This window comes from Collinsella aerofaciens (genome assembly GCF_040910185.1).
GTDB lineage: Bacteria > Actinomycetota > Coriobacteriia > Coriobacteriales > Coriobacteriaceae > Collinsella > Collinsella aerofaciens_BF.
In genome coordinates this window covers 55,578-76,476 of sequence record NZ_JBDGBA010000010.1, presented here as the reverse complement: position 1 = coordinate 76,476, position 20,899 = coordinate 55,578, and the positions used below count along the sequence as shown (strand labels likewise).

Genomic DNA, 20,899 nt, shown 5'->3' with positions numbered 1-20,899 from the left:
ATACTCATGGAAAACCTCCCATTTCCCGATGTCCAAGAAATGGGAGGCAGTTCACTGTCCCCTTCGTGGTGGTTTTTGGCGCGGATGGGTTAGTTGAGGGCGGCTTGGGCTAGGCGAGCTTCGGCGTCCTCCTCGGTGACGCCCAAGGCCACGGCGAACTCCTCGATGGAGCGGCGCTTGGCCTCCTTGAGTACGCGCATGTAGTAGGAGCTGGGTTTTTTATCAGCTTCCTCGGCCTGGCGAATGCGGTGCATCATGGTCTTTGCCACGCGGACCGTCTCGGGCGCGCCCAGCTTGAGCTGCTGCTTAAAGTGTGTCTCCTCAAGCGAGCTGTTGCGCTCGGTAAAGGTGTCGCACTCCAACTCGTCATAGTGGCTCAGCAGGTGCTCGGCATCTTGCTGCGAGATGGCGGCGTGCAAACGGTCGGCCTGCGCCACGGGGTACATGAGGATCGTCTGCGCATGTCCCTGCTTGGTCTCGAGTAGCAGCATGGGCTGCGGTGTGTCGTCCCTAAAACCGACGACGGTGCAGACTCCCTGGCCCGGATGAATGACGTGTTGACCGATTGAGAACATGCTACCTCCAACTTATACGAATTTACGTATGTCTAGAATAACACGCTGACGTGCGCAAACCCGTACTTTATGCAGGAAAAGCACACAACTCTGATAGGTAAGAGTATTCGATAACAGACGCAGCTCATTCACACCTTTATGCATTTTCAACGCCTGCATAATCTGCAGGCAGACCGGCATCTTTGAGTGACTCCATACAAGCTGTAGTCATTTTTGTGCATATGCAATATCTATTAGCTTTACCCTGCGACAGTGCCCGTCGCTTGTGATAGAGTGCTACAAACTCTGGCTTTTGCCCTACGAGTGACCAAGAGCTCGGGGGCTTTAACACAAGGAGGATCTATGCCCGAGAAGATTGAAGAGCTGGTACGCGCTGCGCTTGCTGCGGCCCAGGAGGCCGGCGACCTTTCCGCATTTGAACTTGACGATTGCGCTATCGAGCGACCGGCTGACACTTCTCATGGCGAGTGGACCTCTACCATGGCCCTGAAGTCCGCCAAGCTGGCCCACTGCGCCCCGCGCAAGATCGCCGAGGCCATCGTTGCCCATATGCCCGAGGACCCCGCGATCGAGAAGGTCGAGATCGCAGGCCCCGGCTTCATCAACTTCTACCTCTCCGTTGCCGTCAAGAATGCCATCTTTGGCGAGGCTCGCGAGAAGGGCATGGACTTCGCTAAGTCCAACGTCGGTGGCGGCTTGAAGACCCAGGTCGAGTTCGTCTCCGCCAACCCCGTCGGCCCCATGCACATCGGCCATGGCCGCTGGGCCGCTCTGGGTGACTCCCTCTGCCGCGTTATGGATCACGCCGGTTACGACATCCAGCGTGAGTTCTACATCAATGACCACGGCTCTCAGATGAACACCTTCGGCAACTCCATCAGCACGCGCTATATGCAGCTTGCCGACATCATCGCCAAGCAGGGCGTGGATATCGACGAGGCTCACAAGCTGCTGATCGCTGACCGCGACGCCTTCGTTGCCGATGAGAACGACGAGCATCCCGAGACCCATCCGTACCAGGACAACTTTGCTGAGACCCTGGGCAAGGACTCCTACGGCGGCGACTACATCATCGATGAGGCCGCCGAGTTCTGGCGCACCGACGGCGACAAGTGGGTCGAGGCCGATCCGCAGGAGCGCATGGAGAGCTTCCGTGAGCGCGGCTACGTGAAGATGGTCGACAACATGCGCGACCTCTGCCATGCCGTCAACTGCGACTTCGATCGTTGGTACTCCGAGCGTTCGCTGTACGTGAAGGACACCGAGGGCGAGACCGCCGGCACCTCTGCCGTCGACCGCGCTTTTGAGAAGCTCGACAAGATGGGCTACCTCTATACCAAGGACGGCGCCCTGTGGTTCCGCTCCACCGACCTGGGCGATGACAAGGACCGCGTCCTGATCAAGTCCGACGGCGAGTACACCTACTTCGCCTCCGACGTTGCCTATCACTGGGATAAGTTCCAGCGCGTCGACCACGTCATCGACATCTGGGGCGCCGACCACCACGGCTACATCGAGCGCGTCCGCTGCGTCTGCGACGCTCTGGGTTACCCCGGCAAGTTTGAGGTTCTGCTGGGCCAGCTCGTCAACCTGCTGCGCAACGGCAAGCCCGTCCGTATGTCCAAGCGTAAGGGCACCATGGTGACCCTGCAGGAGCTCGTCGACGAGGTCGGCTCCGATGCCGCTCGCTACACGCTCATCTCCAAGAGCTCCAACCAGATGGTCGACTTCGATATTGAGGCCGTTAAGAAGCGCGACAACTCCAACCCGGTCTATTACGTGCAGTATGCTCACGCCCGCGTGTGCTCCATCCTGCGCCGTGCCGCCGACGTTACGCCCGAGCAGGCTGACGAGATGGGCATGAAGGCCGTCGCCGAGAAGGCCATCGGCGAGAACGTCGATTACTCGCTGCTGACCGACCCGACCGAGCTTGCCCTTTCGCGTAAGCTCAACGAGCTCACCGACCTCATCGCCAGCTGCGCTCGCGACCGCGCCCCGTTCCGTCTGACGCACTTTGCCGAGGAGCTTGCCGGCGACTTCCACAGCTTCTACGCTGCCTGCCAGGTGCTGCCGAGCGAGGGCCGTCCCGTCGACCCCGAGCTTTCGCGTGCCCGTCTGGCCGCTTGCGATGCCGTCCGCGTGACGCTCGCCCTGGTGCTCACCCTTGTTGGTGTCTCCGCTCCCGAGCAGATGTAAGCTGCGGGTCATTTAACCGTGTAGGTTCGGCTTTGCTGAGCCCTATAAGCCCGATCTCCATGCGGAGGTCGGGTTTTTTGCAAACGCCGACGTATTGACGAATTTGGAACTGCTGGAAATACGAAACTATGTCGATTTACTACGATGAATTGAGGTATTCCAACCACGCCGGCTTTTCGCTAAAAAGTGCAAGGCATCTACCTGCGGTTTTAGTTCAACAAGTTTCGGAGTGGTCGCGGTTGAGCGATTCATCGTAGTAAACCGCCATAGTTTTGGCGGAGGCAGTCAGATTTGTGGGTGTTAAACCAAAGAGTGTCCCTTTTGACTAGTCGTTTAAGAACGTCCCCAATGACTAAGTTGCAGGTGGCGGCGGTTGTGTTACACTAACGCTGCGTATATGACGCAAATATCTCGATACAGATCAATGATGTCCGTCGGTATTTGACGGAGCTAGACTGTTTAGCCGCCCTGAAGGTTTATGCAGGGAGCATGTGATCACAGGGCTTGAAAAGAAAGTTGAGCAAACACTGTGTCTGATCAACAGCAAGAAAACGAAATAACGACGACGCAGGCCGCTCCCGCTGCACCGGTTGCGTCGGACCAGGTTGCGGCGCCCGCGCAAGTCTCGGCTCCTGAGACGCCTAAGGCTGCTTCGACGCCTACGCCTGTAGCGGCTGAGAAGGCCGTGCCTGCAACTGGTGAGGAGGCTGCTCCGGCAAAGCCCAAGCGCATGCGCCGCACGGCCAAGCCTGCCGCTGACGGCGAGGAGGTCACCAAGCCCAAGCGCCGTACCACGCGCACGACGCGCGCCAAGCGCACCGTTGCAGCTGACTCCTCGGCGTCGATTTCCGATGAGGTCGCGCAGGCACGTGCGTTGGCGCAGATTAGCGAGGCTCAGGTGGTGCGCGCCCGCCGTCGTGCTGCCGAGCGCGAGGCCGCGGCTCTGGCCGAGCTTGCAGCTCCGTCTGTGCCCGAGACCCCTGCCGCCACCGAGACCCCTGCCGCCGACCTGCCGACCGAGAAGCCGGCAACGCGCACACGCCGTCGCACGGCTGTTAAGGCCGAGCAGGTTGCTGAACAGGTAACCCCCGAGCTCACTGAGGCTTCGGTCCGTTCCACGGCAGGGGAGGGCGCATCGCCTGCTGAGCACGCTGCGTCTGTCGAGGCCAGCGAAGTTCCCGTTGTCGATCCGGCTTTGCGCCCGCACCGTCGCGGTCGCAAGCCCAAGGCCTTCGTCGAGGCAGAGAAGGCCGCAGCCGCAGCCGCAGCTGCTCGGGATGCTGCGGCGACCGCCGAGTCTGCAACTGCTGCCGATGCACCCGTTCAGGATGCTACGACTTCCGAGGCCGCTCCCGCCGATGCCGAGCCCGCCGACGTCCGTCCTGGTCGCAGCCATCGTACTGCTGCTAAGCGCACGTCCAAGGCCAAGGCTGCCAAGAAGGGTGCGTCCGAGGATTCCGCCGAGACGACCGCCGATGCATCGACTGATGCCGCCGAGCCCCAAGACGTCGAACAGTCTGCGTTCGAGAAGCCCAAGCGCGGTCGTAAGAAGTCCGTTAAGGCCAAGGCGTCCGAGCAGCAGGCTGATGCCGAGCTGCAGGGCGATTCCAAGGCCGAGGCCAGCGATGATACTGCGGCTAACGCCGATGCCGCCGCAAACGATGGCGCCGCGCCCGCCGAGGGCGAAGACGGCACTCGTCCCAACCGTCGCCAGCACAAGCGCAACGACGTGCGCAATGAGCGCAAGGACGAGCGCAACAACGACCGTCGCAACCGCCAGCGCGATCGCAAACAGCGCAACAAGGAGCGCAACGCCGCTCCCACCGAACCCACGCTTTCGCGTGAGGAGCTCGCTGCCATGAAGGTCGCCGAACTGCGCGAGAAGGCCAAGGAGTTCGAGATCGAGACGACCGGCAAGAAGAAAGCCGAGCTCGTCGAGGAGATCTACGTCACCGCCGCGAAGGCCGAGGGCTTCCGCGATATCAAGGGCATTCTGCAGATTCGCCCGGACAGCTCCGGCATCATCCATGCCCACGGCTACATGAAGTCCAGCGACGACGCCTTTGTTCCCGCCTACCTCATCCGCTCCGCGCGTCTGCGCACGGGCGACGTCATCGAGGGCTCGCTGCGTCCTTCGCGCGGCGGCGACAAGCGCGCCGGCCTCGCCAAAATTACGACCGTCAACGGTCTGGACCCCGAGCAGATTCGCAACCGCCCCAAGTTCGGCGATCTCACCCCGGTCTATCCCAACGAGCCGCTGCGCATGGAGCACGGCAAGGACTCCATTACCGGTCGCGCCATCGACATCGTGTCGCCGATCGGCAAGGGTCAGCGTGGCCTGATCGTGTCTCCGCCCAAGGCCGGCAAGACCACGATCCTCAAGAAGATCTGCCAGTCTATCTCGATTAACAACCCCGAGGTGCATCTCATCTGCCTGCTCGTCGACGAGCGCCCCGAAGAGGTCACCGATATGCAGCGTTCCATCAAGGGCGAGGTTGTGGCGTCGACCTTCGATATGCCCGCCGACAACCACACTCGCGTGGCAGAGCTCGTCATCGAGCGCGCCAAGCGCATCGTGGAGCTGGGCGGCGATGTCGTGGTGGTGCTCGACTCCATCACGCGTCTTGCCCGCGCCTACAACTTGGCGGCGCCCGCCTCGGGCCGCATCCTTTCGGGCGGCGTCGATTCGGCGGCTCTGTATCCGCCCAAACGCTTCCTGGGTGCAGCCCGTAATATCGAGAACGGTGGCTCGCTCACCATCTTGGCCTCTGCCCTCATCGACACCGGTTCCAAGATGGACGAGGTCATCTTTGAGGAGTTCAAGGGCACCGGCAACATGGAGCTTAAGCTCGACCGCGAACTGGCCGACCGCCGCATCTTCCCGGCTATCGACCCCGTTGCCTCCGGTACGCGTAACGAGGACCTGTTGGTTGACGAGCAGATGCGTCCGTTTGTCTTTGGTCTGCGTCGCATTCTTGCCGGCATGAACAACACCGAGCGCGCAGCCGCATCGTTTATCAAGGGTCTTAAGGGCACCAACACCAACCAGGAGTTCCTGGTGCGTTCGGCCAAAAAGCACAGCGACTACGAGCAGACGTTCTAGGCTGTCATCCACGCGCAGCGATAGCCATCAATGCGATAAAGGGTCGGGGCTTGCGCCTCGGCCCTTTTCCATATCGCGTATCCGCGCTTATTTTTAACCATAAGACCGACGAGCAGCAGGTTTCCCGTTTCAATCCGACATCGTCGCTTGCAATCGACGGGGCGGTTTCGCATAATAGCTTTTAAGCTTCGCGACGGAAAACGCAGATGAAACGAACCATATACCGTTGCTTTGGGGCATAGCCCCGCTTCATCTTCTCTCGCGCAGCCAACTGAATGATGCGATTTGGGTGCTGGAAGATGGGGAGAGCTCATGGCTTCTTCTGATGCAACACAACGAGCAGTCCTTGCCGGACTTTCGTGCGGGATCGGCCTTGCTGCTCCCGTGGTTATGTATGCCGCGACGCTGCCGTTTTCGCCGGTGAACGAGACGGTCGTGGCGGGTGCGGTTCCCTTCGCCGTGGGCGCGGTGGCGGGCGTGGGTATCTATGCCGCCTCGCTGGGTATTTCCGAGTACCGTGCGCAGCGTGAAGAGCGTCTGTTCCAGCCCGATGCCATGGGCGGTGCCGCCAATCTCAATCAGCATCAAAGCGAGTTCAAGACCGCCTCGATTTCAGCTCAGCAGCAGGATGCGACTCCTTACGCTGCGGCTTCTGATTCTCAGGCTCAGGCGGAGCAGTCTACCTCGGCATTCCTTTCCGGCCTGACTGGTGCGTTCCAGCGCCGTCATGCCGATGATGGTGTCCCTACCATCGCTCGAGCCGCAGATGCTATGGACGAGGACGAGGCTTGGTCCATGATCGACAGTATGCTTGACGACGATTCGCCGGTGAGCTGCGACCCTGCACACTCGCGCGACGTCTATCAAGTCGCCATCGACGAGCTCACCAACGGCGGGCAGACCGGCTCCTTCAATCGCGACGACATCGCCGCCGCGGCACGCGCCGTGTCTGGCTCCCAGGCCGCCCCTGCGGGCAGCACGGCGGCTTTCGTGGCACTTGTCGCCAACGCGGCAGCCAATAACGCCTACAGCGCTACCTCGGCGGACGCGAACGCTTCTGCCGACAATTCGTACGTTGATGAAGCCATGGCCGCGGACGAGGAGGCCGTTGCCGCCCGCCGTGCCGCCGAAAGCTCGCTGTGGGGCGCTCCTGCCCAGCAGCAGGCGGCTGAGGCTGCGCCGTACAATGTAAACCTCGCCAGCATGCCTATCATCTCCGGTGCCGCGGATATCGATTTCGATGACCTCGATGAGCCTGCAGCCATCACCGCATCGATTGATGCCCAAGATCGCATCGACACCGGCGACCTTCCGGATGCCTCACTCGAGGTTGATGTCCCCATGGCCGATTACTCGGGCCACGAGGACATGTGGGCCGCCGCCACCGCGATTCTGGATGAGATTGACGAGCCTGCTCCTGTTGCGGCCCCCGCTCCCGTCGCTGCCCCTCAGCCTGCTGCCCCCGCCTATGTCGGCCGTCACAGCGCTGTGTTCCCCGAGGATACCGCCCGTATCTCGCGCGAGAGCATCGAGCGGGCCGAGGCTATTGCCGCCGGCATTATGGAAAATCGTCGTCACGAGCGCGTCAATCAGATCCTCGAGGAAGAGATCGAGCGCCTGCAGTCCTCTACCGCCAAGCGTACGGGCCGTGCCTATCTGAGCGTTATCGAGGGCGGTACCGCCAGCTTCGCGCCGCTCCGCGCGGAGGCATAACTTCTGCATGGTTAAGATCAATCGAAAATGGGCGGTTGTAACCTGCCTGATGGCGCTCTTGATCTGGGGCAATTCGCTGGTTCCCGGCTCGGGGTCGGGCTCGCTGAGCCTAACGGTCATGGTGGCTATCCGCGGTTTCCTGCACGGCGTGGGACTTCCATATGAATGGGTGACCAACTTTGTTGTTCGCAAGTGTGCGCATTTTACCGAGTATATGGTGCTCGGCATCCTGGCAACGCACGCTTTTGATTTTGAGGGCCGGCGCACCTTTGACGTGCTGCTGCCCACGGCGGTGTTCCTGCTGCTGATTCCCTCAATCGACGAGACGATTCAGCTCTTTGTGCCGGGACGCGCCGGCATGATCACCGATGTGATGATCGACTGCTGTGGAGCGGCAACGGGCGTTGTGCTCCGATATCTCTTACGGTCGCTGATGTACGCCAAAAAAGCCGCCTAGGACGTATTGTTTGGTCCTAGGCGGCCTTTTTTATTTGAGGGCTTATATGGGGCGTGGTGGCGTCGTTCCGTAGGTTGGATTTGCCGAGCGCGCCACGCCCTGTTGGTGCCTCTGCTATTGAAGCGCCTGTGCGCCCAGGGCAAGGCAACCCATGATGCCCTGCTTGCCCTCGAGGCTGTTGTTGACGATGTAGCTATCGATGTCGTTGACCTCGGGCGTGACGATATAGCCGTTGAGCATCTCGGCGCACTTTTTGCGTGCGAGCGGCACGATGGGGGTGTGGTCGGCCACGCCGCCGCCGATGATGATCTTTTGCGGCGCGTAGCACAGCGTGTAGGTCATGAGCGCCTGTGCCAGATAGCCGGCGAGCAGGTCCATGGCCTCCGGGTCATCGGCCATGTCTCCGGCGCTCTTGCCATCCCAGCGCTTTTTAACGCCGGGGCCGGCGATGAGGCCCTCTAGGCAGTTGTCGTGGAAGGGGCAGGCGCTATGCTCGCCGATGGTGTCGCGCGGGTCACGCGTGACCAGGATGTGGCCAGCCTCGGGATGCATCATGCCGTGCACGAGCTGGCCGCCCGAGAGCACACCAGCGCCCACACCGGTGCCGATGGTCAGATACACAACGTCAGTGAGGCCCTGGGCGCAACCAAACGTGACCTCGCCTAGGCAGGCGACGTTGACGTCGGTATCGTAGCCGCAGGGGATATTGAGCTCGTTTTGGATAGTGCCCAGCAGGTCAAAGTAGCGCCATGCCGTTTTGGGCGTCTCCAGGATCTTGCCGTATTGGGGCGAGGCAGGGTTGACTGCGGTGGGGCCAAAGGCGCCGATGCCCAGCGCGGCGATGCCCTTGTCGGCAAACCACGCGTTGACGGCCTCGACGGTCTCCTGCGGGGTCGTGGTCGCGATCTGCTCGCGCTCCAGGACCGTACCGTCCGCATAGCCCGTGGCGCAGACCATCTTGGTGCCGCCGGCCTCGAGCGCTCCGATAAGCTGCTGCTCTGCCATAGTATTCCTTTCTCTGGGACGAGTTGCTCCGTGACTAAAGTATAGAGCTCTAAACCATTTAAGAAAGCGCTATAGAAAGAAGCCTCGCAACGCGGCGGGCGGTGCGGGGCTTCTTTGGTTACTTTAGTTGCCGGGCCGTCCTTACCCGCGCAGCTTGATTTTATCACGTAGCGACTTGAGGTTCTCCAGCGCCGCGTTAAGCGTCTCGTCTCGCTTGGCAAAGTGGAAACGAATCAGGTGGTTGACGGGCTCGCGGAAGAAGCTCGAGCCGGGCACGGCGCCCACACCCACCTTAGACGCGAGGTCCTCGCAGAATTCGAGGTCGCTGTCATAGCCAAACTCAGAGATGTCCATCATGACGTAGTAGGCGCCCTGCGGCACGTTATGCTCAAGACCGATGCTGTCGAGTCCCTGGCAGAACAGGTCGCGCTTGGCGGTGTAGAGGTCGAGGACCTCATCGTAATAGCTGCCGTCGAATTTGAGGGCGGTGACGACGGCTTCCTGCAGGGGAGCGGCGGCGCCCACGGTGAGGAAGTCGTGGACCTTTTTGATGCGCTCGGTGATTTCGGCAGGGGCGATAGTGTAGCCCAGACGCCAGCCGGTGATGGAGTAGGTCTTGGACAGCGAGCTGCAGCTGATGGTGCGCTCAAACATGCCGGGCAGCGTGGCCATATAGACGTGCTCGTGGGGTGCGTAGACGATGTGCTCGTAGACCTCGTCGGTGATGCAGTAGGTGTCGTACTTTTTGCAGAGGTCGGCGATAAAGGTGAGCTCATCGCGTGTAAAGACCTTGCCGCAGGGGTTGGAAGGGTTGCACAGGACGATGGCCTTGGGGTCGTTGTCGCGGAAGGCCGCCTCGAGTGTCTCGCGGTCAAAGTCGAATGTGGGCGGGTTGAGCGGCACGTAGATGGGCTCGGCACCCGAAAGGATCGTGTCGGCGCCGTAGTTCTCGTAGAACGGCGAGAAGATGACGACCTTGTCGCCGGGGTTGGTGACCGTCATCATGGCGGCCATCATGGCCTCGGTAGAGCCGCAGGTGACTACGATATTCTCGTTGGGGTTCACCGGCATGCCCATAAAGTGCTCCTGTTTGGCGGCGAGCGCCTCGCGCATGGCCTGGGAGCCCCAGGTGATGGAGTACTGGTGATAGAGCGGCTTGGGATCGGCGGCGATGGTGCTCAGGCTGTTGAGCAGCTGCGCCGGGGGATCGAAGTCAGGGAAGCCCTGCGAGAGATTGACAGCGCCGTACTTATTGGAGATGCGTGTCATGCGGCGGATGACCGAATCGGTAAATCTTGCCGTGCGGTTGGAGAGTTCTTTCATGACGGTCCTTTCGAGGATTTGCAGTGGGGCAAGTTTACTCCTATGAAACCGGTGGGATTTGCTCGAAATGGTCTCGAAAAACTCTTTTCAAAATTCTTGAAAATTGGGGCTTGCATCGCGTGGCGTTCCTTGCAATAATAGTCGAGCGCGAAGCGCACAGGACACGGTGGGTGTAGCTCAGTTGGCTAGAGCGACGGGTTGTGGTCCCGTAGGTCGAGGGTTCGAGTCCCTTTACCCACCCCAGTTCTTGCTTCGTGTTGATATCGGGTCGTTAGCTCAGTTGGTAGAGCAGGGGACTCTTAATCCCAAGGTCCAGGGTTCGACCCCCTGACGGCCCACCACACGATATCTCCTCTAAAGTCCGTCACAACGGACTTTAGCTTTGGGTCGTTAGCTCAGTTGGTAGAGCAGGGGACTCTTAATCCCAAGGTCCAGGGTTCGACCCCCTGACGGCCCACCCAAAGCATGTTAAAGCGACTGGCTTAGGCTGGTCGCTTTTTTGTTAACCACGCATGGGGTCGAACCCGTCGGGGCGCGGAGCTGAGTAATCTGCACCGTGATTCCCTTAGGGAAACACGGCTAAAGCCCCGTAGGCGTGTTCTCCTTAGGGGAATCATGCTTACGGGGCTCGATGCATGTTGAGAAGTTGTGATCAAACTCAAAGTGAGAATCGATTTAGTCTGCTCGATAGTGCGAACCTAAGCTTTCAGTTCGCTTGCGCATGGCTTTGACCATTTCCTGTGCTAGTCGAATCTGCGACTGTAGGCGGGCGAGGGCTGCGATCTCGCTGTCATCGGCATGCGGCTTGCTCAGCGCCATGGCCTTGTCTTGCAGGCTTTCAAGCTGTTGCAGAGCCTCGGATAGGCCCGTCTCGGTTCGGTTGATCATGCAATAGGTGCTCATCGTGTGCTTAAGGCCGTGTGTCAGGCGTTCGGCATCTGTTGTGGCAATGCCGTAGTGGGGGAGGGCGATATCCGCCTTCAGGGCTGTCTCAGGCTCTTTCTGCGCTGCAAGGGCTGCCGATGCGCCCGCGATGCGTCCGAACACGATGCCGTTGGCACTTGATAAGCCACCAATGCGGTCGGCTCCGTGCATGCCGCCTGTCGCCTCGCCGCAAGCGTAGAGACCCTCAACGCCCGTGTACGCGGTCTTATCGATCTTGATGCCGCCGTTAGCGGCGTGGGCATACATCGCAACGCGCATCTCGTCAGTCGGAGCGATGCCGTGCTCGTCTTGCAGCCAGGTGGCAAAGGTCTGCACAAACTCTGGGACATCCTCGCGGGGGAAGTCGTAGTGGAGTGCCAGGCCTTCGACACCTGCCTGATCGATGACGAGATCGATAGCGCGGGAGGCCAAGCGTGACGTGAAGGGGCCATATCCAGAGCGCTGCTCGAGCAGGTCGTCCAGCTTGTCGTCGGCAATATCTACCGGCTGGTCTATATGTACGTAGCGCCAGGTTTTCTCGTTGAAGACCAGGTTGCGCTTGGGCTCGATGAAGCCGGGCATCATCTGCATGAACTCTATATTAGCAAGCGATGCGCCGTGCGCCAGTGCGATGGCCTGCGAGGAGCTGAGCACATCAGCCGACGTAAGGCTGCGCTCGAACAGGCCGCCTGTGCCACCGGCTGCGATGATCGTGGCCTTGGCAGCAAAGGGCACGATTCGATTTTCGGTAAGGTCGTAGAGTACGGTTCCGGTTATTCTGCCGTTCGTGTCCTCAACAAGGTCAATAAGCTCATGGCGGGGGAGCAGGCGAATGCCGAGTGACTCGATCCGGGTCGTCAGAGCGTCCTCAAGGGGCTTGCGGGTGAGGCCGCGCCACATGCGTGTCTTATGGTCAAAGCAAGGGATAAATTGCTTTTGCTGGGCGCTCTCGGCGCTTTGCGGGTGCTGGAGTTCTACGCCCAGATCCTGTTCGAGCCAGTCAATCGCTTGGGGAATGCAGTGGACGAACGTTTGGACGAGTTCGGGGTCGGCAACGCCGCCGCCGACGGTCTGAATGGTGTCGATGAGGTCCTGTTCATCGTCTTCGTTAACGGGTCCGATAAGCCCTAGGCCCCAGGTTCCGGGGAAGAAGCTCGATCCACTCATAGTCTTGCCGGCGCTTGCCACAGTGACGGTTGCACCCGTGCGTGCCGCTTCGATGGCGGCGCAAAGGCCCGCAATGCCAGATCCAATTACCAGTACATCAGTCGATTCCATCGGATTCCTTTCTCGTCCGGCGCATTGTCGCACGGGTGATCGGCAATGGGGCCGCAAAGACTCGGCAAATCGGTAAAGGGCAAATATGGCAGGTGGGCGTCATGGACGCTCTGACGCTCCATCTCTTCACATCTCGTATTTCGCCCCAGCTGATATATCGGCATTAGCTACCCTGCACCAGCGCAAACAAAAAGAGCCGCTACCTCGAAAGGTAGCGGCTCCAAAGCTCAACTATATGAGCATCGCGCGGGCGCGATTAGGCCTTGAGGGCCTCCTCGACGGCGACAGCGCAGGCGACGGTGGCACCGACCATGGGGTTGTTGCCCATGCCGATGAGACCCATCATGTCGACGTGCGCAGGCACGGAGGAAGAACCGGCGAACTGGGCGTCGGAGTGCATGCGGCCCATGGTGTCGGTCATGCCGTAAGAGGCAGGGCCGGCGCCCATGTTGTCCGGGTGCAGGGTACGGCCAGTGCCGCCACCAGAAGCGACGGAGAAGTACTTCTTGCCAGCCTCGAGGCGCTCCTTCTTGTAGGTGCCAGCGACGGGGTGCTGGAAGCGCGTGGGGTTGGTGGAGTTACCGGTGATCGAGATGTCGACGTTCTCGTGCCACATGATGGCAACGCCCTCGCGGACGTCGTCGGCGCCGTAGCAGTTAACGGCGGCGCGGGGACCATCGGAGTAGGGGATGGTCTCGACGACCTTGAGCTCGCCCGTGAAGTAGTCGAACTGGGTCTTCACGTAGGTGAAGCCGTTGATGCGGGCGATGATCTGAGCAGCGTCCTTGCCCAGACCGTTGAGGATGACGCGCAGCGGCTTCTTGCGAGCCTTGTTGGCGTTCAGAGCCAGGCCGATAGCACCCTCAGCGGCAGCGAAGGACTCGTGACCGGCCAGGAAGGCGAAGCACTCGGTGTCGTCGGAGAGCAGCATAGCGCCCAGGTTGCCGTGGCCCAGACCGACCTTGCGGTCCTCGGCGACGGAGCCGGGAACGGTGAAGGCCTGGATGCCCTCGCCGATGATGGCGGCAGCCTCAGAAGCGGACTTGGCGCCACGCTTGACAGCGAGAGCGCAACCGAGGGTGTAGGCCCACTCGGCATTCTGGAAGGCGATGGACTGGGTGTTGTTGACGATCTCACGCGGGTTGAAGCCCTTGTCGGTGCAGATCTGCAGAGCTTCCTCGAGGGAGGCGATGCCGTTGTCGGCGAGGCACTTGTTGATCTTGTCAGCGCGGCGCTCGTAACCTTCGAACGTAACAGTCATAGTTATTTCCCTCCCTTTCTACTCGTGAACCGGGAACACGCTGGCGACGGAGTGAGTCTCCTCGTCGGTGCGCGGGTCGATGTACTTGGCAGCGTTCTCCCACTGACCATAGTGGCCCATAGCGCCAGCGATGGCCTCCTCGGGGGTCTTGCCGGCCTTAACGGCGTCGGTGAACTTGCCGAGGTTCAGGAACTCGAATGCGATGATCTCGTTCTTGTCGTTGAGAGCCATGCGGGTGACGTAGCCCTGAGCGAGCTCGAGGTAACGAGCGCCCTTGGCCTTGGTGCCGAACATGGTGCCGACCTGAGAGCGAAGGCCCTTGCCGAGGTCGTCGAGGGAGGCGCCCACGGGCAGGCCGCCCTCGGAGAACGCGGTCTGGCTGCGGCCGTAAACGATCTGCAGGAAGATCTCGCGCATAGCAACGTTGATGGCGTCGCAGACGAGGTCGGTGTTGAGGGCCTCGAGGATGGTCTTACCGGGAAGAATCTCGGAAGCCATGGCGGCAGAGTGGGTCATGCCCGAGCAGCCGATGGTCTCAACGAGGGCCTCCTCGATGATGCCGTCCTTGACGTTCAGCGTGAGCTTGCAGGCGCCCTGCTGAGGTGCGCACCAACCCACACCGTGCGTAAGACCGGAGATGTCGGAAATCTCCTTAGCCTGGACCCACTTGCCCTCCTCGGGGATGGGTGCGGGGCCGTGGTATGCACCCTTGGCAACGGGGCACATGTTCTCCACTTCCTGTGAGTACTGCATGCCTCTCCTCTCTATCGTGTTGGCGTCCCGTCTGGGGGTCGTGGCTGGCGATTGCCGGGCGACCCTTCGAAAGGGACATGACATGCAGCCCCTATAATACCGCGAAATGCACGGAATATTCGGCGAACGGCTCAGTTTTCGTAGCGAGAAGTCCTGAAGTTTTAATTGAAACGGTTTAACTCTATGTTCTGTGGTCATGAACTTCCGTAGAGGGGGTCCGTCTTGGGCAAGCTTTTGGTCCGCTCTTGCAAGCGTTGCAGTGGTTGACCTGTTGCAACGGTGCCGTTCGCCGCCTGTTTGCTGCCTTTGGCCGCGCGAGTGTATTGTTTTGCGTGAATGTTTTGATGGCACGCTTCAATCGTGCTGTATTGGATGGTAAGCAGATCCCGGCGAAGGGAGCGCCATGCAGCGCGTTTGGAGAACGGTTACCGGCTTTTACCATGTCTGTGCCCGCGGTACGGGCAAGCAGCTCATCTTTGAGGGCGATGAAGACCGATGGGAGTTTTTGGAGCTGATGCGCGAGTGCTGCCGCGAGGAGGGCGTGACGGTTATCGCCTGGTGCCTTATGGGCACTCACGTGCATTTGGTGCTTGCAGATTACGAGGACAGGATGAGCGCGGCGATGCACCGGTTGCTTTTGACGTACGCGCGGCGGTTCAATAAACGCACGGGGCGCACAGGCCATCTGTTCCAGAACCGTTTTGACCGGCGCTCGCTCGATACCGACTGGCAGGTGATGGAGGCTATTCGCTCCGTTCACGCCGATCCGCAGGAGGCGGGCATGAGCCTAATCGAGCGTTACCCCTGGAGCAGCTTTGCGGAGCATCTGCGCGCTTACGACAGTGATGCGGCAGATGCCACGAGGGGATTTTCCGATCCTTCTTGCGTGCTTGAGCTTTTTGGCTCTGCCGAGGGCTTTATTGCCTATTCGCTTTCGACGCCCGTCGGCAGTGAGTCAGCGCTGTGCGATATGAAAGAGACGAAGTGGGAACGCCACGCCTTTGCCGACAAGATGGCGAAGGAACTCGGGGTTCCGCTTCGCGGGGTTAAAGCCGCACCGCCGGCGCAGCGCGATACCGTTATTTTTGGATTGCACGATGCCGGCTTTACGGTGCGCCAGATTGAGCGGTATACCGGGATTGGCAAAAGTACCGTCTCTCGTATCGTGCGCGCCCGCGCGCGAACGGCGATGCGGGCTGGCGGAAACGTGATGTAAGGTCGCCTGTTCACCGCAGCTGGGGTCGTCCATACGCCGCAACCAGCGTTCAAAAGCTTGGTACGGTAACTGCACTTCTTAATATGCATAGAACAATCGCCATCTTGCATAAATAAACGACTCAGTCCGGGTTTGCCCGTGCCTACCCCCGTCTGCGCCGTGCAAAAAACGGAGTTTTCAGCATCGTAGTGCTGTCGGCACCGCTGCAATCTTGCAACATACGGGTTCCGAAGCTATTGATCCCCACCGTTGCGCCCCCGAAGCACGTGCCTGCGTCCCGTCAGACCGCGATGCTTGTTCTAAAACACAATATATATGCGCCTTAAGACGTTGATTAACGCTTTCGATGCGTATACACACAGCTTGGCGTGCTGAATACTCGCAAAAATGCACGCCGCTCCCTATGGGACCCGCCTGCGGTAGGCGCGAAGCGAGTCGGAGCTTCGCAGAACGGGGCTTGGCGCATTGCTTGGCGGGCCCGGGGTCCTGCCGCAGGCCTTTGGTGCTGTGGAAAACGCCCGTGTTCGTGTCTGGCTGTGTGGCAAATGTCAGACGGGGCGCCGGACGCGCGGACTTTGTGCGTTCGCGCTCATTAGGTAAAAACAGAGCCGCCCGTATCGGGCGGCTCGGCAATCAAAAACCTTGGATTCGGGGCATAAGCTACTGGTTTGTTTGCCCCTCGAGCATGCCGTCGAGGGTGCGCCAGGCGAGCTCGGCGCATTTGACGCGGGCGGGCATGTGCGAGATGTCCTGGAGCTGGGCGGCCTCGTCCAGGTCTTCCAGGTCTTCCTCGGAGAGCTGCTCGCCACGGATCATGGCGAGGAAAAGCCCTGCCAGACGACGTGCTTCCTCGACCGTCTCGCCGGTGATGAGGTCGGCCATGATATCGGCGCTGGCCTGGCTGATAGCGCAGCCGTGACCGGTAAAGGAGGCCTCCTCGATCACGTTGTTCTCGACACGCAGCTGCAGAGTGAGCTCATCGCCGCAGCTGGGGTTGATGCCGTCGTGCTCGTGCGTGGGGGCATCCATCTCGTACTTGTAGTCGGGGTGCGAGTTGTGCTCCATAAATGTGGTGGAGGTGTACAGATTACCCATTGAACGTGCTCCAAACGTGATGCAGGCTGGCGATGAACTTGTCGATGTCGGCCTTGTCGTTGTAGAAGGCCACGCTGGCGCGGCAGCAGGCGAGGTTCTCGACGCCCAGCCAGGTGAGCAGCGGCTGTGCACAGTGGTGACCGGCGCGAATGCAGACGCCGTCCATGTCCATGATGCTCGCGACGTCGTGCGGGTGGATGCCCTTGACGTTAAAGCTCACGACGCCGTGGTGGTTATCCCAATAGATGGAGCCGATGATCTGGACAAAGTCGAGCTGCATGAGTTCGCCCATCAGATAGTGGACGAGTGCCTGCTCGCGGGCCTGGATGTTCTCGTAACCCACCGTGTTGACCAGGTAGTCGAGTGCCGCACCCGTGGCGAAGATGCCGGCGGCGTCCTGCGTGCCGGCCTCGAATTTCTCGGGAACGGGCGCCCAGACGGCGTCCTGCTCGGTGACCGAGTCGATCATCTCGCCGCCGGTGAGCATGGGCGGCATGGCGTTGAGCAGGTCCATTTTGCCCCACAGCACGCCGATGCCCATGGGGCCCATGGCCTTGTGCGCGCTAAAGGCAAAGAAGTCGGCGCCCAGATCGGCCACATCGACCGGCATGTGCGGCAGCGACTGCGCGCCGTCGACGACCAGATAGCCGCCGTACTTGTGCACGAGCTTGCCGAGATTCTTGACCGGGTTCTCGACGCCCAGCACGTTAGACACCTGACCCACGGCCAAGATTTTGGTCTTGGGGCCCACCTTGGACAGAACCTCCTCGGTGGTGAGTTGACCGGTCTTGGTGGGGTAGAGGTAGACGAGCTTGGCGCCGGTTTCGCGGCAGACCTGCTGCCACGGGATTAGGTTGGAGTGGTGCTCCATGATGGTGATGACGACCTCGTCACCGGGCTCGAGCACCGTGGGTGCAAAGCTCTTGGCGACCAGGTTGAGCGACTCGCTCGTGTTGCGGGTGAAGACGACCTCGTTGGCCTGGGCGGCGCCGATGAGGTCGGCGATCTGTTGGCGGACCTTCGCGATGGCGTCGGTGGCCTCGACGGACAGCGAGTACAGGCCGCGCAGGGGGTTGGCGTTCATGCGCTGATAGAAGTCGCGTTCGGCGTCGAGCACACAGGCAGGGCGCTGCGCGGTGGCGGCGCTATCGAGGAAGGCGATCTCGGGGTGCTGCTGGAACAGCGGGAACTGGCCCTTGTAGGGGTTGGTCTCGATGTCCACAGTGGGCCAGCCGCGCGAAGCCTCGTCGCTGGCGTCGAGCTCCATGGGCTCGGGGGCGGTGCAGGTATCGCATTTAACGTGCTCGGTGTCGATCATGCGAGCTCCTCTTCAAAGTTATCGATCAGGTTGTTGCCCAGGCGGACGACGGCGGCGCGGGTGCGCTCGTCGGTGGCGGAAAGCGCGGCGTCCTCCAGCTTGGCGCGGATGAACAGGTCCTCGGCGGCGTTTTGGTCAAGGCCGCGGCAGGCGAGGTAGAACAGCTGCTCGTCGCGGACGTGACCGATGGTGGCGCCGTGGTTGCCGGCGACGTCGTCCTCGTCGCAGAGAATGACGGGAATGGTCTTGTTGTCGACGCCCTTGTTGGTCAAAAGCACCGTCTCGCGCTCGGTGCCGGTTGCACCCTTGCAGCCGTGCACGAGGTCGATGGTGCCACGGTAGACCTTCTTGGACGTGCCGGTCAGCACGCCGTTGGCGTCGATCTCGCACTCGGTCTTGCGACCGCGGTGGCGCAGCTCGTAGTTAAAGTCGCGCACCTGCTCGCGGGCGCCAAGGTAGTCAGTATCGATGGTGACCTTGGCGGTATCGCCCAACAGATCGCCGGCAAGGCCGGTGGCGCTGGCGCCGGCACCCAGGACAGTGTGTTGCACGTTGACGCGCGCGCCCTCGTCCAGGAACAGGCCGGTGTCGTCGAGTGCGATCCAGCTATCGTCGAGCGTCTGCGTGCAGGCCACGTTGACGGTGGCGTACTCGTGGGCGCACACGCGCAGCACGGATCCCACGACGCCCTCGCCGGCAACGGGGGAGTCCAGGGCGATCTGCAGGTCGAGCGTTGCCTGCGGACGGGCGACGACATCGATGGCGGCGATGGCCGCGGCAGTGTCGACGCCATTCACGCGCGCGGTAACCGTGGCGTGCTTGTATGCGGGCACATCGATGACGACGCGCTTGGTGGCGTGGTCGGCCAGGTAGGTGTAGGCAGCCTCGCCCATGCCAGTCTCGAAGGCCTCAGCGGGGGAGAGCTCCTCCTCCAGCTTAATGGCACCGGCCTGGTAGACGGAGGTGGCGGGCACGTCGAGCTCGGTCTCGGGCGTGATGCGGGCGCGGTCGGCGGCATCGCCGGGCGCGGAGGCGCGGCGCTCGGGGAAGCGCTCGGCCATGGCGTCCATGGCGGCGTCGAACGCGTCTGCCACGCCAGCAAACTGCTCGTCCAAGCCCTCAACCTTAACGGTCTCGGTGGGAGCGGCGGCAAGCTCGTCCGAAAGCTCAAGCTTGGTCTGGTTCATCTTGAGCCAACCCCAAGTCGCCGCAGGCATCGCATTAACCTGCTCGAGCGTGGTAGCAGCGGTGTTCGTGGTCTGTTTCATTATCCGATCGCTCCTTCCATCTCGAGCTTGATCAGGTTGTTCATCTCGACGGCGTACTCCAGCGGCAGCTCCTTGGAGACCGGGTTGGCAAAGCCGTTGACGATCATGGTACGGGCTTCTTCCTCCGAGATACCGCGGCTCATCAGGTAGAACACCTTATCGTCGCCGATGCGGCCGATGGTGGCCTCGTGGCCGATGTCGACGTTCTTGGCGCGGATGTCCATGGCCGGAATAGTGTCGGAGCGGCTTTGGTCGTCGAGCATCAGCGACTGGCAGCTCACGGTTGCCTTGGAACCCTCGGCCTTGGGCGTGGCCACGATGGAGCTGCGGAAGGTCTGGATGCCGCCGCTCTTGGAGATGCCCTTGGTCTCGACGGTTGCCGAAGTCTCGGGCGCGTTGAGCACGACCTTGCAGCCGGTATCCAGGTTCTGGCCGGCGCCGGCAAAGGTAATGCCGGTAAAGCTCGAGCGGGCGCGGCGTCCGTTGAGCACGCTCATGGGGTAGAGGTAGCCCACGTGGCTGCCGAAGGAGCCGCTGATCCACTCGATGTCGCCGTCCTCGTCCACGCGCGCACGCTTGGTGTTGAGGTTGTACATGTTCTTGGACCAGTTCTCGATGGTCGAGTAGCGCAGGTGTGCGCGCTTGCCCACAAAGAGCTCGACGGCGCCGGCGTGGAGGTTGGCCACGTTGTACTTGGGCGCGGAGCAACCCTCGATAAAGTGCAGGTCGGCATCGTCCTCGACGATGATGAGCGTGTGCTCAAACTGGCCGGCGCCCTTGGCGTTAAGGCGGAAGTAGCTCTGCAGCGGGAAGTCGAGTTTGGTGCCCTTGGGCACGTAGACAAACGAGCCGCCCGACCACACGGCACCGTGCAGGGCCGCAAACTTGTGGTCGGTGGGCGGGATGAGCGTCATGAACTTCTCGTGGATGAGCGGCTCCCACTGCGGGTCGTGTAGGGCCTCCTCGATGCCGGAATAGACGATGCCCATCTTAGACGCTGTGTCCTGCATGTTGTGGTAGACCAGCTCGGAGTCGTACTGCGCGCCGACGCCTGCCAGGTAGCTACGCTCGGCCTCGGGGATGCCCAGGCGCTCAAAGGTATTCTTGATGTCGTCGGGCACCGACTCCCAGTCGTGCTTTTGGTCGGTGTTGGGCTTGACGTAGGTGACGATGTTGTCCATGTCCAGGCCCTCGATGGAGGGACCCCACGTCGGATCCGGGAAGCGGTTGAAGATCTCGAGGGACTTGAGGCGCAGGTCGAGCATCCACTGCGGCTCGTCCTTCTTGGCGCTGATCTCGCGCACGATGTCGGGCGTGATGCCGGCGTCGAGGCGCTCGAATCCCTCCTCGCCATAGGTGAAGTCGTAGAGGCTGCGGTCGATGTCCGCGACCTCGGTGCGGTTCTTGGTCATTG

At 61.2% G+C, this 20,899-nt stretch carries 15 protein-coding genes and 3 tRNA genes; 8 read left to right on the top strand and 10 right to left on the bottom strand.

The window, feature by feature from the left end:
* Positions 1–89: 89 nt before the first annotated feature.
* Complete coding sequence (locus AB5Z54_RS05640) at positions 90–575, bottom strand: CarD family transcriptional regulator (RefSeq protein WP_022094807.1); 486 nt, start codon at positions 573–575, stop codon at positions 90–92.
* Between the two features lie 342 nt (positions 576–917).
* Here AB5Z54_RS05640 and argS point away from each other — a divergent pair, with 342 nt between their 5' ends.
* The 4 genes from argS (at position 918) to AB5Z54_RS05620 (ending at position 8,044) form a co-directional block, all read left to right on the top strand.
* Positions 918–2,771 (top strand): arginine--tRNA ligase, encoded by a 1,854-nt coding sequence (argS, locus tag AB5Z54_RS05635; protein ID WP_368160730.1) that lies wholly within the window; start codon positions 918–920, stop codon positions 2,769–2,771.
* A gap of 730 nt (positions 2,772–3,501) precedes the next feature.
* On the top strand, positions 3,502–5,874 hold the full coding sequence (gene rho / locus AB5Z54_RS05630) for a transcription termination factor Rho (RefSeq protein WP_438265574.1): 2,373 nt from the start codon (positions 3,502–3,504) through the stop codon (positions 5,872–5,874).
* Positions 5,875–6,186: 312 nt separating this feature from the next.
* The gene (locus tag AB5Z54_RS05625) at positions 6,187–7,587 is read left to right on the top strand and encodes a hypothetical protein (RefSeq protein WP_368160726.1); all 1,401 of its coding nucleotides are present in this window, start codon (positions 6,187–6,189) and stop codon (positions 7,585–7,587) included.
* Positions 7,588–7,594: 7 nt separating this feature from the next.
* Entirely contained in the window at positions 7,595–8,044 is a 450-nt protein-coding gene (locus AB5Z54_RS05620) for a VanZ family protein (protein ID WP_368160724.1), read from the top strand.
* A 114-nt stretch (positions 8,045–8,158) separates the two neighbouring features.
* Here AB5Z54_RS05620 and AB5Z54_RS05615 read toward each other — a convergent pair whose 3' ends face one another.
* Both AB5Z54_RS05615 and AB5Z54_RS05610 read right to left on the bottom strand, forming a co-directional pair.
* Positions 8,159–9,049, bottom strand: coding sequence for an ROK family protein (locus tag AB5Z54_RS05615; protein ID WP_368160722.1), 891 nt, complete (start codon positions 9,047–9,049; stop codon positions 8,159–8,161).
* Between the two features lie 141 nt (positions 9,050–9,190).
* On the bottom strand, positions 9,191–10,372 hold the full coding sequence (locus AB5Z54_RS05610; RefSeq protein WP_368160720.1) for a pyridoxal phosphate-dependent aminotransferase: 1,182 nt from the start codon (positions 10,370–10,372) through the stop codon (positions 9,191–9,193).
* Between the two features lie 166 nt (positions 10,373–10,538).
* Between AB5Z54_RS05610 and AB5Z54_RS05605 the strand changes: the two genes are divergently transcribed.
* The 3 genes from AB5Z54_RS05605 to AB5Z54_RS05595 all read left to right on the top strand — a co-directional run bounded on the left by AB5Z54_RS05605 (position 10,539) and on the right by AB5Z54_RS05595 (position 10,829).
* Positions 10,539–10,615: transfer RNA gene (locus AB5Z54_RS05605), tRNA-His, on the top strand.
* Positions 10,616–10,637: 22 nt separating this feature from the next.
* Positions 10,638–10,713 (top strand) — tRNA-Lys (locus AB5Z54_RS05600).
* Positions 10,714–10,756: 43 nt separating this feature from the next.
* Positions 10,757–10,829, top strand: a tRNA-Lys gene (locus tag AB5Z54_RS05595).
* A gap of 218 nt (positions 10,830–11,047) precedes the next feature.
* Here the strand turns inward: AB5Z54_RS05595 and AB5Z54_RS05590 are convergent.
* From AB5Z54_RS05590 to AB5Z54_RS05580, 3 genes are all read right to left on the bottom strand, one after another.
* The gene (locus tag AB5Z54_RS05590; RefSeq protein ID WP_368160718.1) at positions 11,048–12,574 is read right to left on the bottom strand and encodes an FAD-dependent oxidoreductase; all 1,527 of its coding nucleotides are present in this window, start codon (positions 12,572–12,574) and stop codon (positions 11,048–11,050) included.
* 256 nt (positions 12,575–12,830) lie between these two features.
* Positions 12,831–13,835, bottom strand: coding sequence for a GGGtGRT protein (locus tag AB5Z54_RS05585; protein ID WP_006235553.1), 1,005 nt, complete (start codon positions 13,833–13,835; stop codon positions 12,831–12,833).
* A gap of 18 nt (positions 13,836–13,853) precedes the next feature.
* Positions 13,854–14,588 carry an iron-sulfur cluster assembly scaffold protein gene (locus tag AB5Z54_RS05580; RefSeq protein ID WP_006235554.1) on the bottom strand — a complete coding sequence of 245 codons (735 nt, stop codon included), beginning with the start codon at positions 14,586–14,588 and terminating at the stop codon, positions 13,854–13,856.
* Between the two features lie 403 nt (positions 14,589–14,991).
* On the opposite strand from AB5Z54_RS05580, the gene AB5Z54_RS05575 reads away from it, so the two are divergent.
* On the top strand, positions 14,992–15,804 hold the full coding sequence (locus tag AB5Z54_RS05575) for a transposase (protein ID WP_368160716.1): 813 nt from the start codon (positions 14,992–14,994) through the stop codon (positions 15,802–15,804).
* Between the two features lie 660 nt (positions 15,805–16,464).
* On the opposite strand, the gene sufU is transcribed toward AB5Z54_RS05575, so the two are convergent.
* The 4 genes from sufU to sufB are packed head-to-tail and all read right to left on the bottom strand — an operon-like array spanning position 16,465 to position 20,897.
* Positions 16,465–16,899 (bottom strand): Fe-S cluster assembly sulfur transfer protein SufU, encoded by a 435-nt coding sequence (sufU, locus tag AB5Z54_RS05570; protein ID WP_347479424.1) that lies wholly within the window; start codon positions 16,897–16,899, stop codon positions 16,465–16,467.
* Positions 16,892–18,217 carry an aminotransferase class V-fold PLP-dependent enzyme gene (locus tag AB5Z54_RS05565; RefSeq protein ID WP_368160714.1) on the bottom strand — a complete coding sequence of 442 codons (1,326 nt, stop codon included), beginning with the start codon at positions 18,215–18,217 and terminating at the stop codon, positions 16,892–16,894. The genes sufU and AB5Z54_RS05565 overlap by 8 nt, the downstream gene beginning before the upstream one ends.
* Positions 18,214–19,485, bottom strand: coding sequence for a SufB/SufD family protein (locus AB5Z54_RS05560; protein ID WP_368160713.1), 1,272 nt, complete (start codon positions 19,483–19,485; stop codon positions 18,214–18,216). The genes AB5Z54_RS05565 and AB5Z54_RS05560 overlap by 4 nt, the downstream gene beginning before the upstream one ends.
* A complete protein-coding gene (gene sufB, locus AB5Z54_RS05555) occupies positions 19,485–20,897 on the bottom strand; it encodes a Fe-S cluster assembly protein SufB (protein WP_022094821.1) in 1,413 nt (470 codons plus the stop codon). Before sufB ends, AB5Z54_RS05560 begins: the two co-directional genes overlap by 1 nt.
* Positions 20,898–20,899 lie beyond the last annotated feature (2 nt).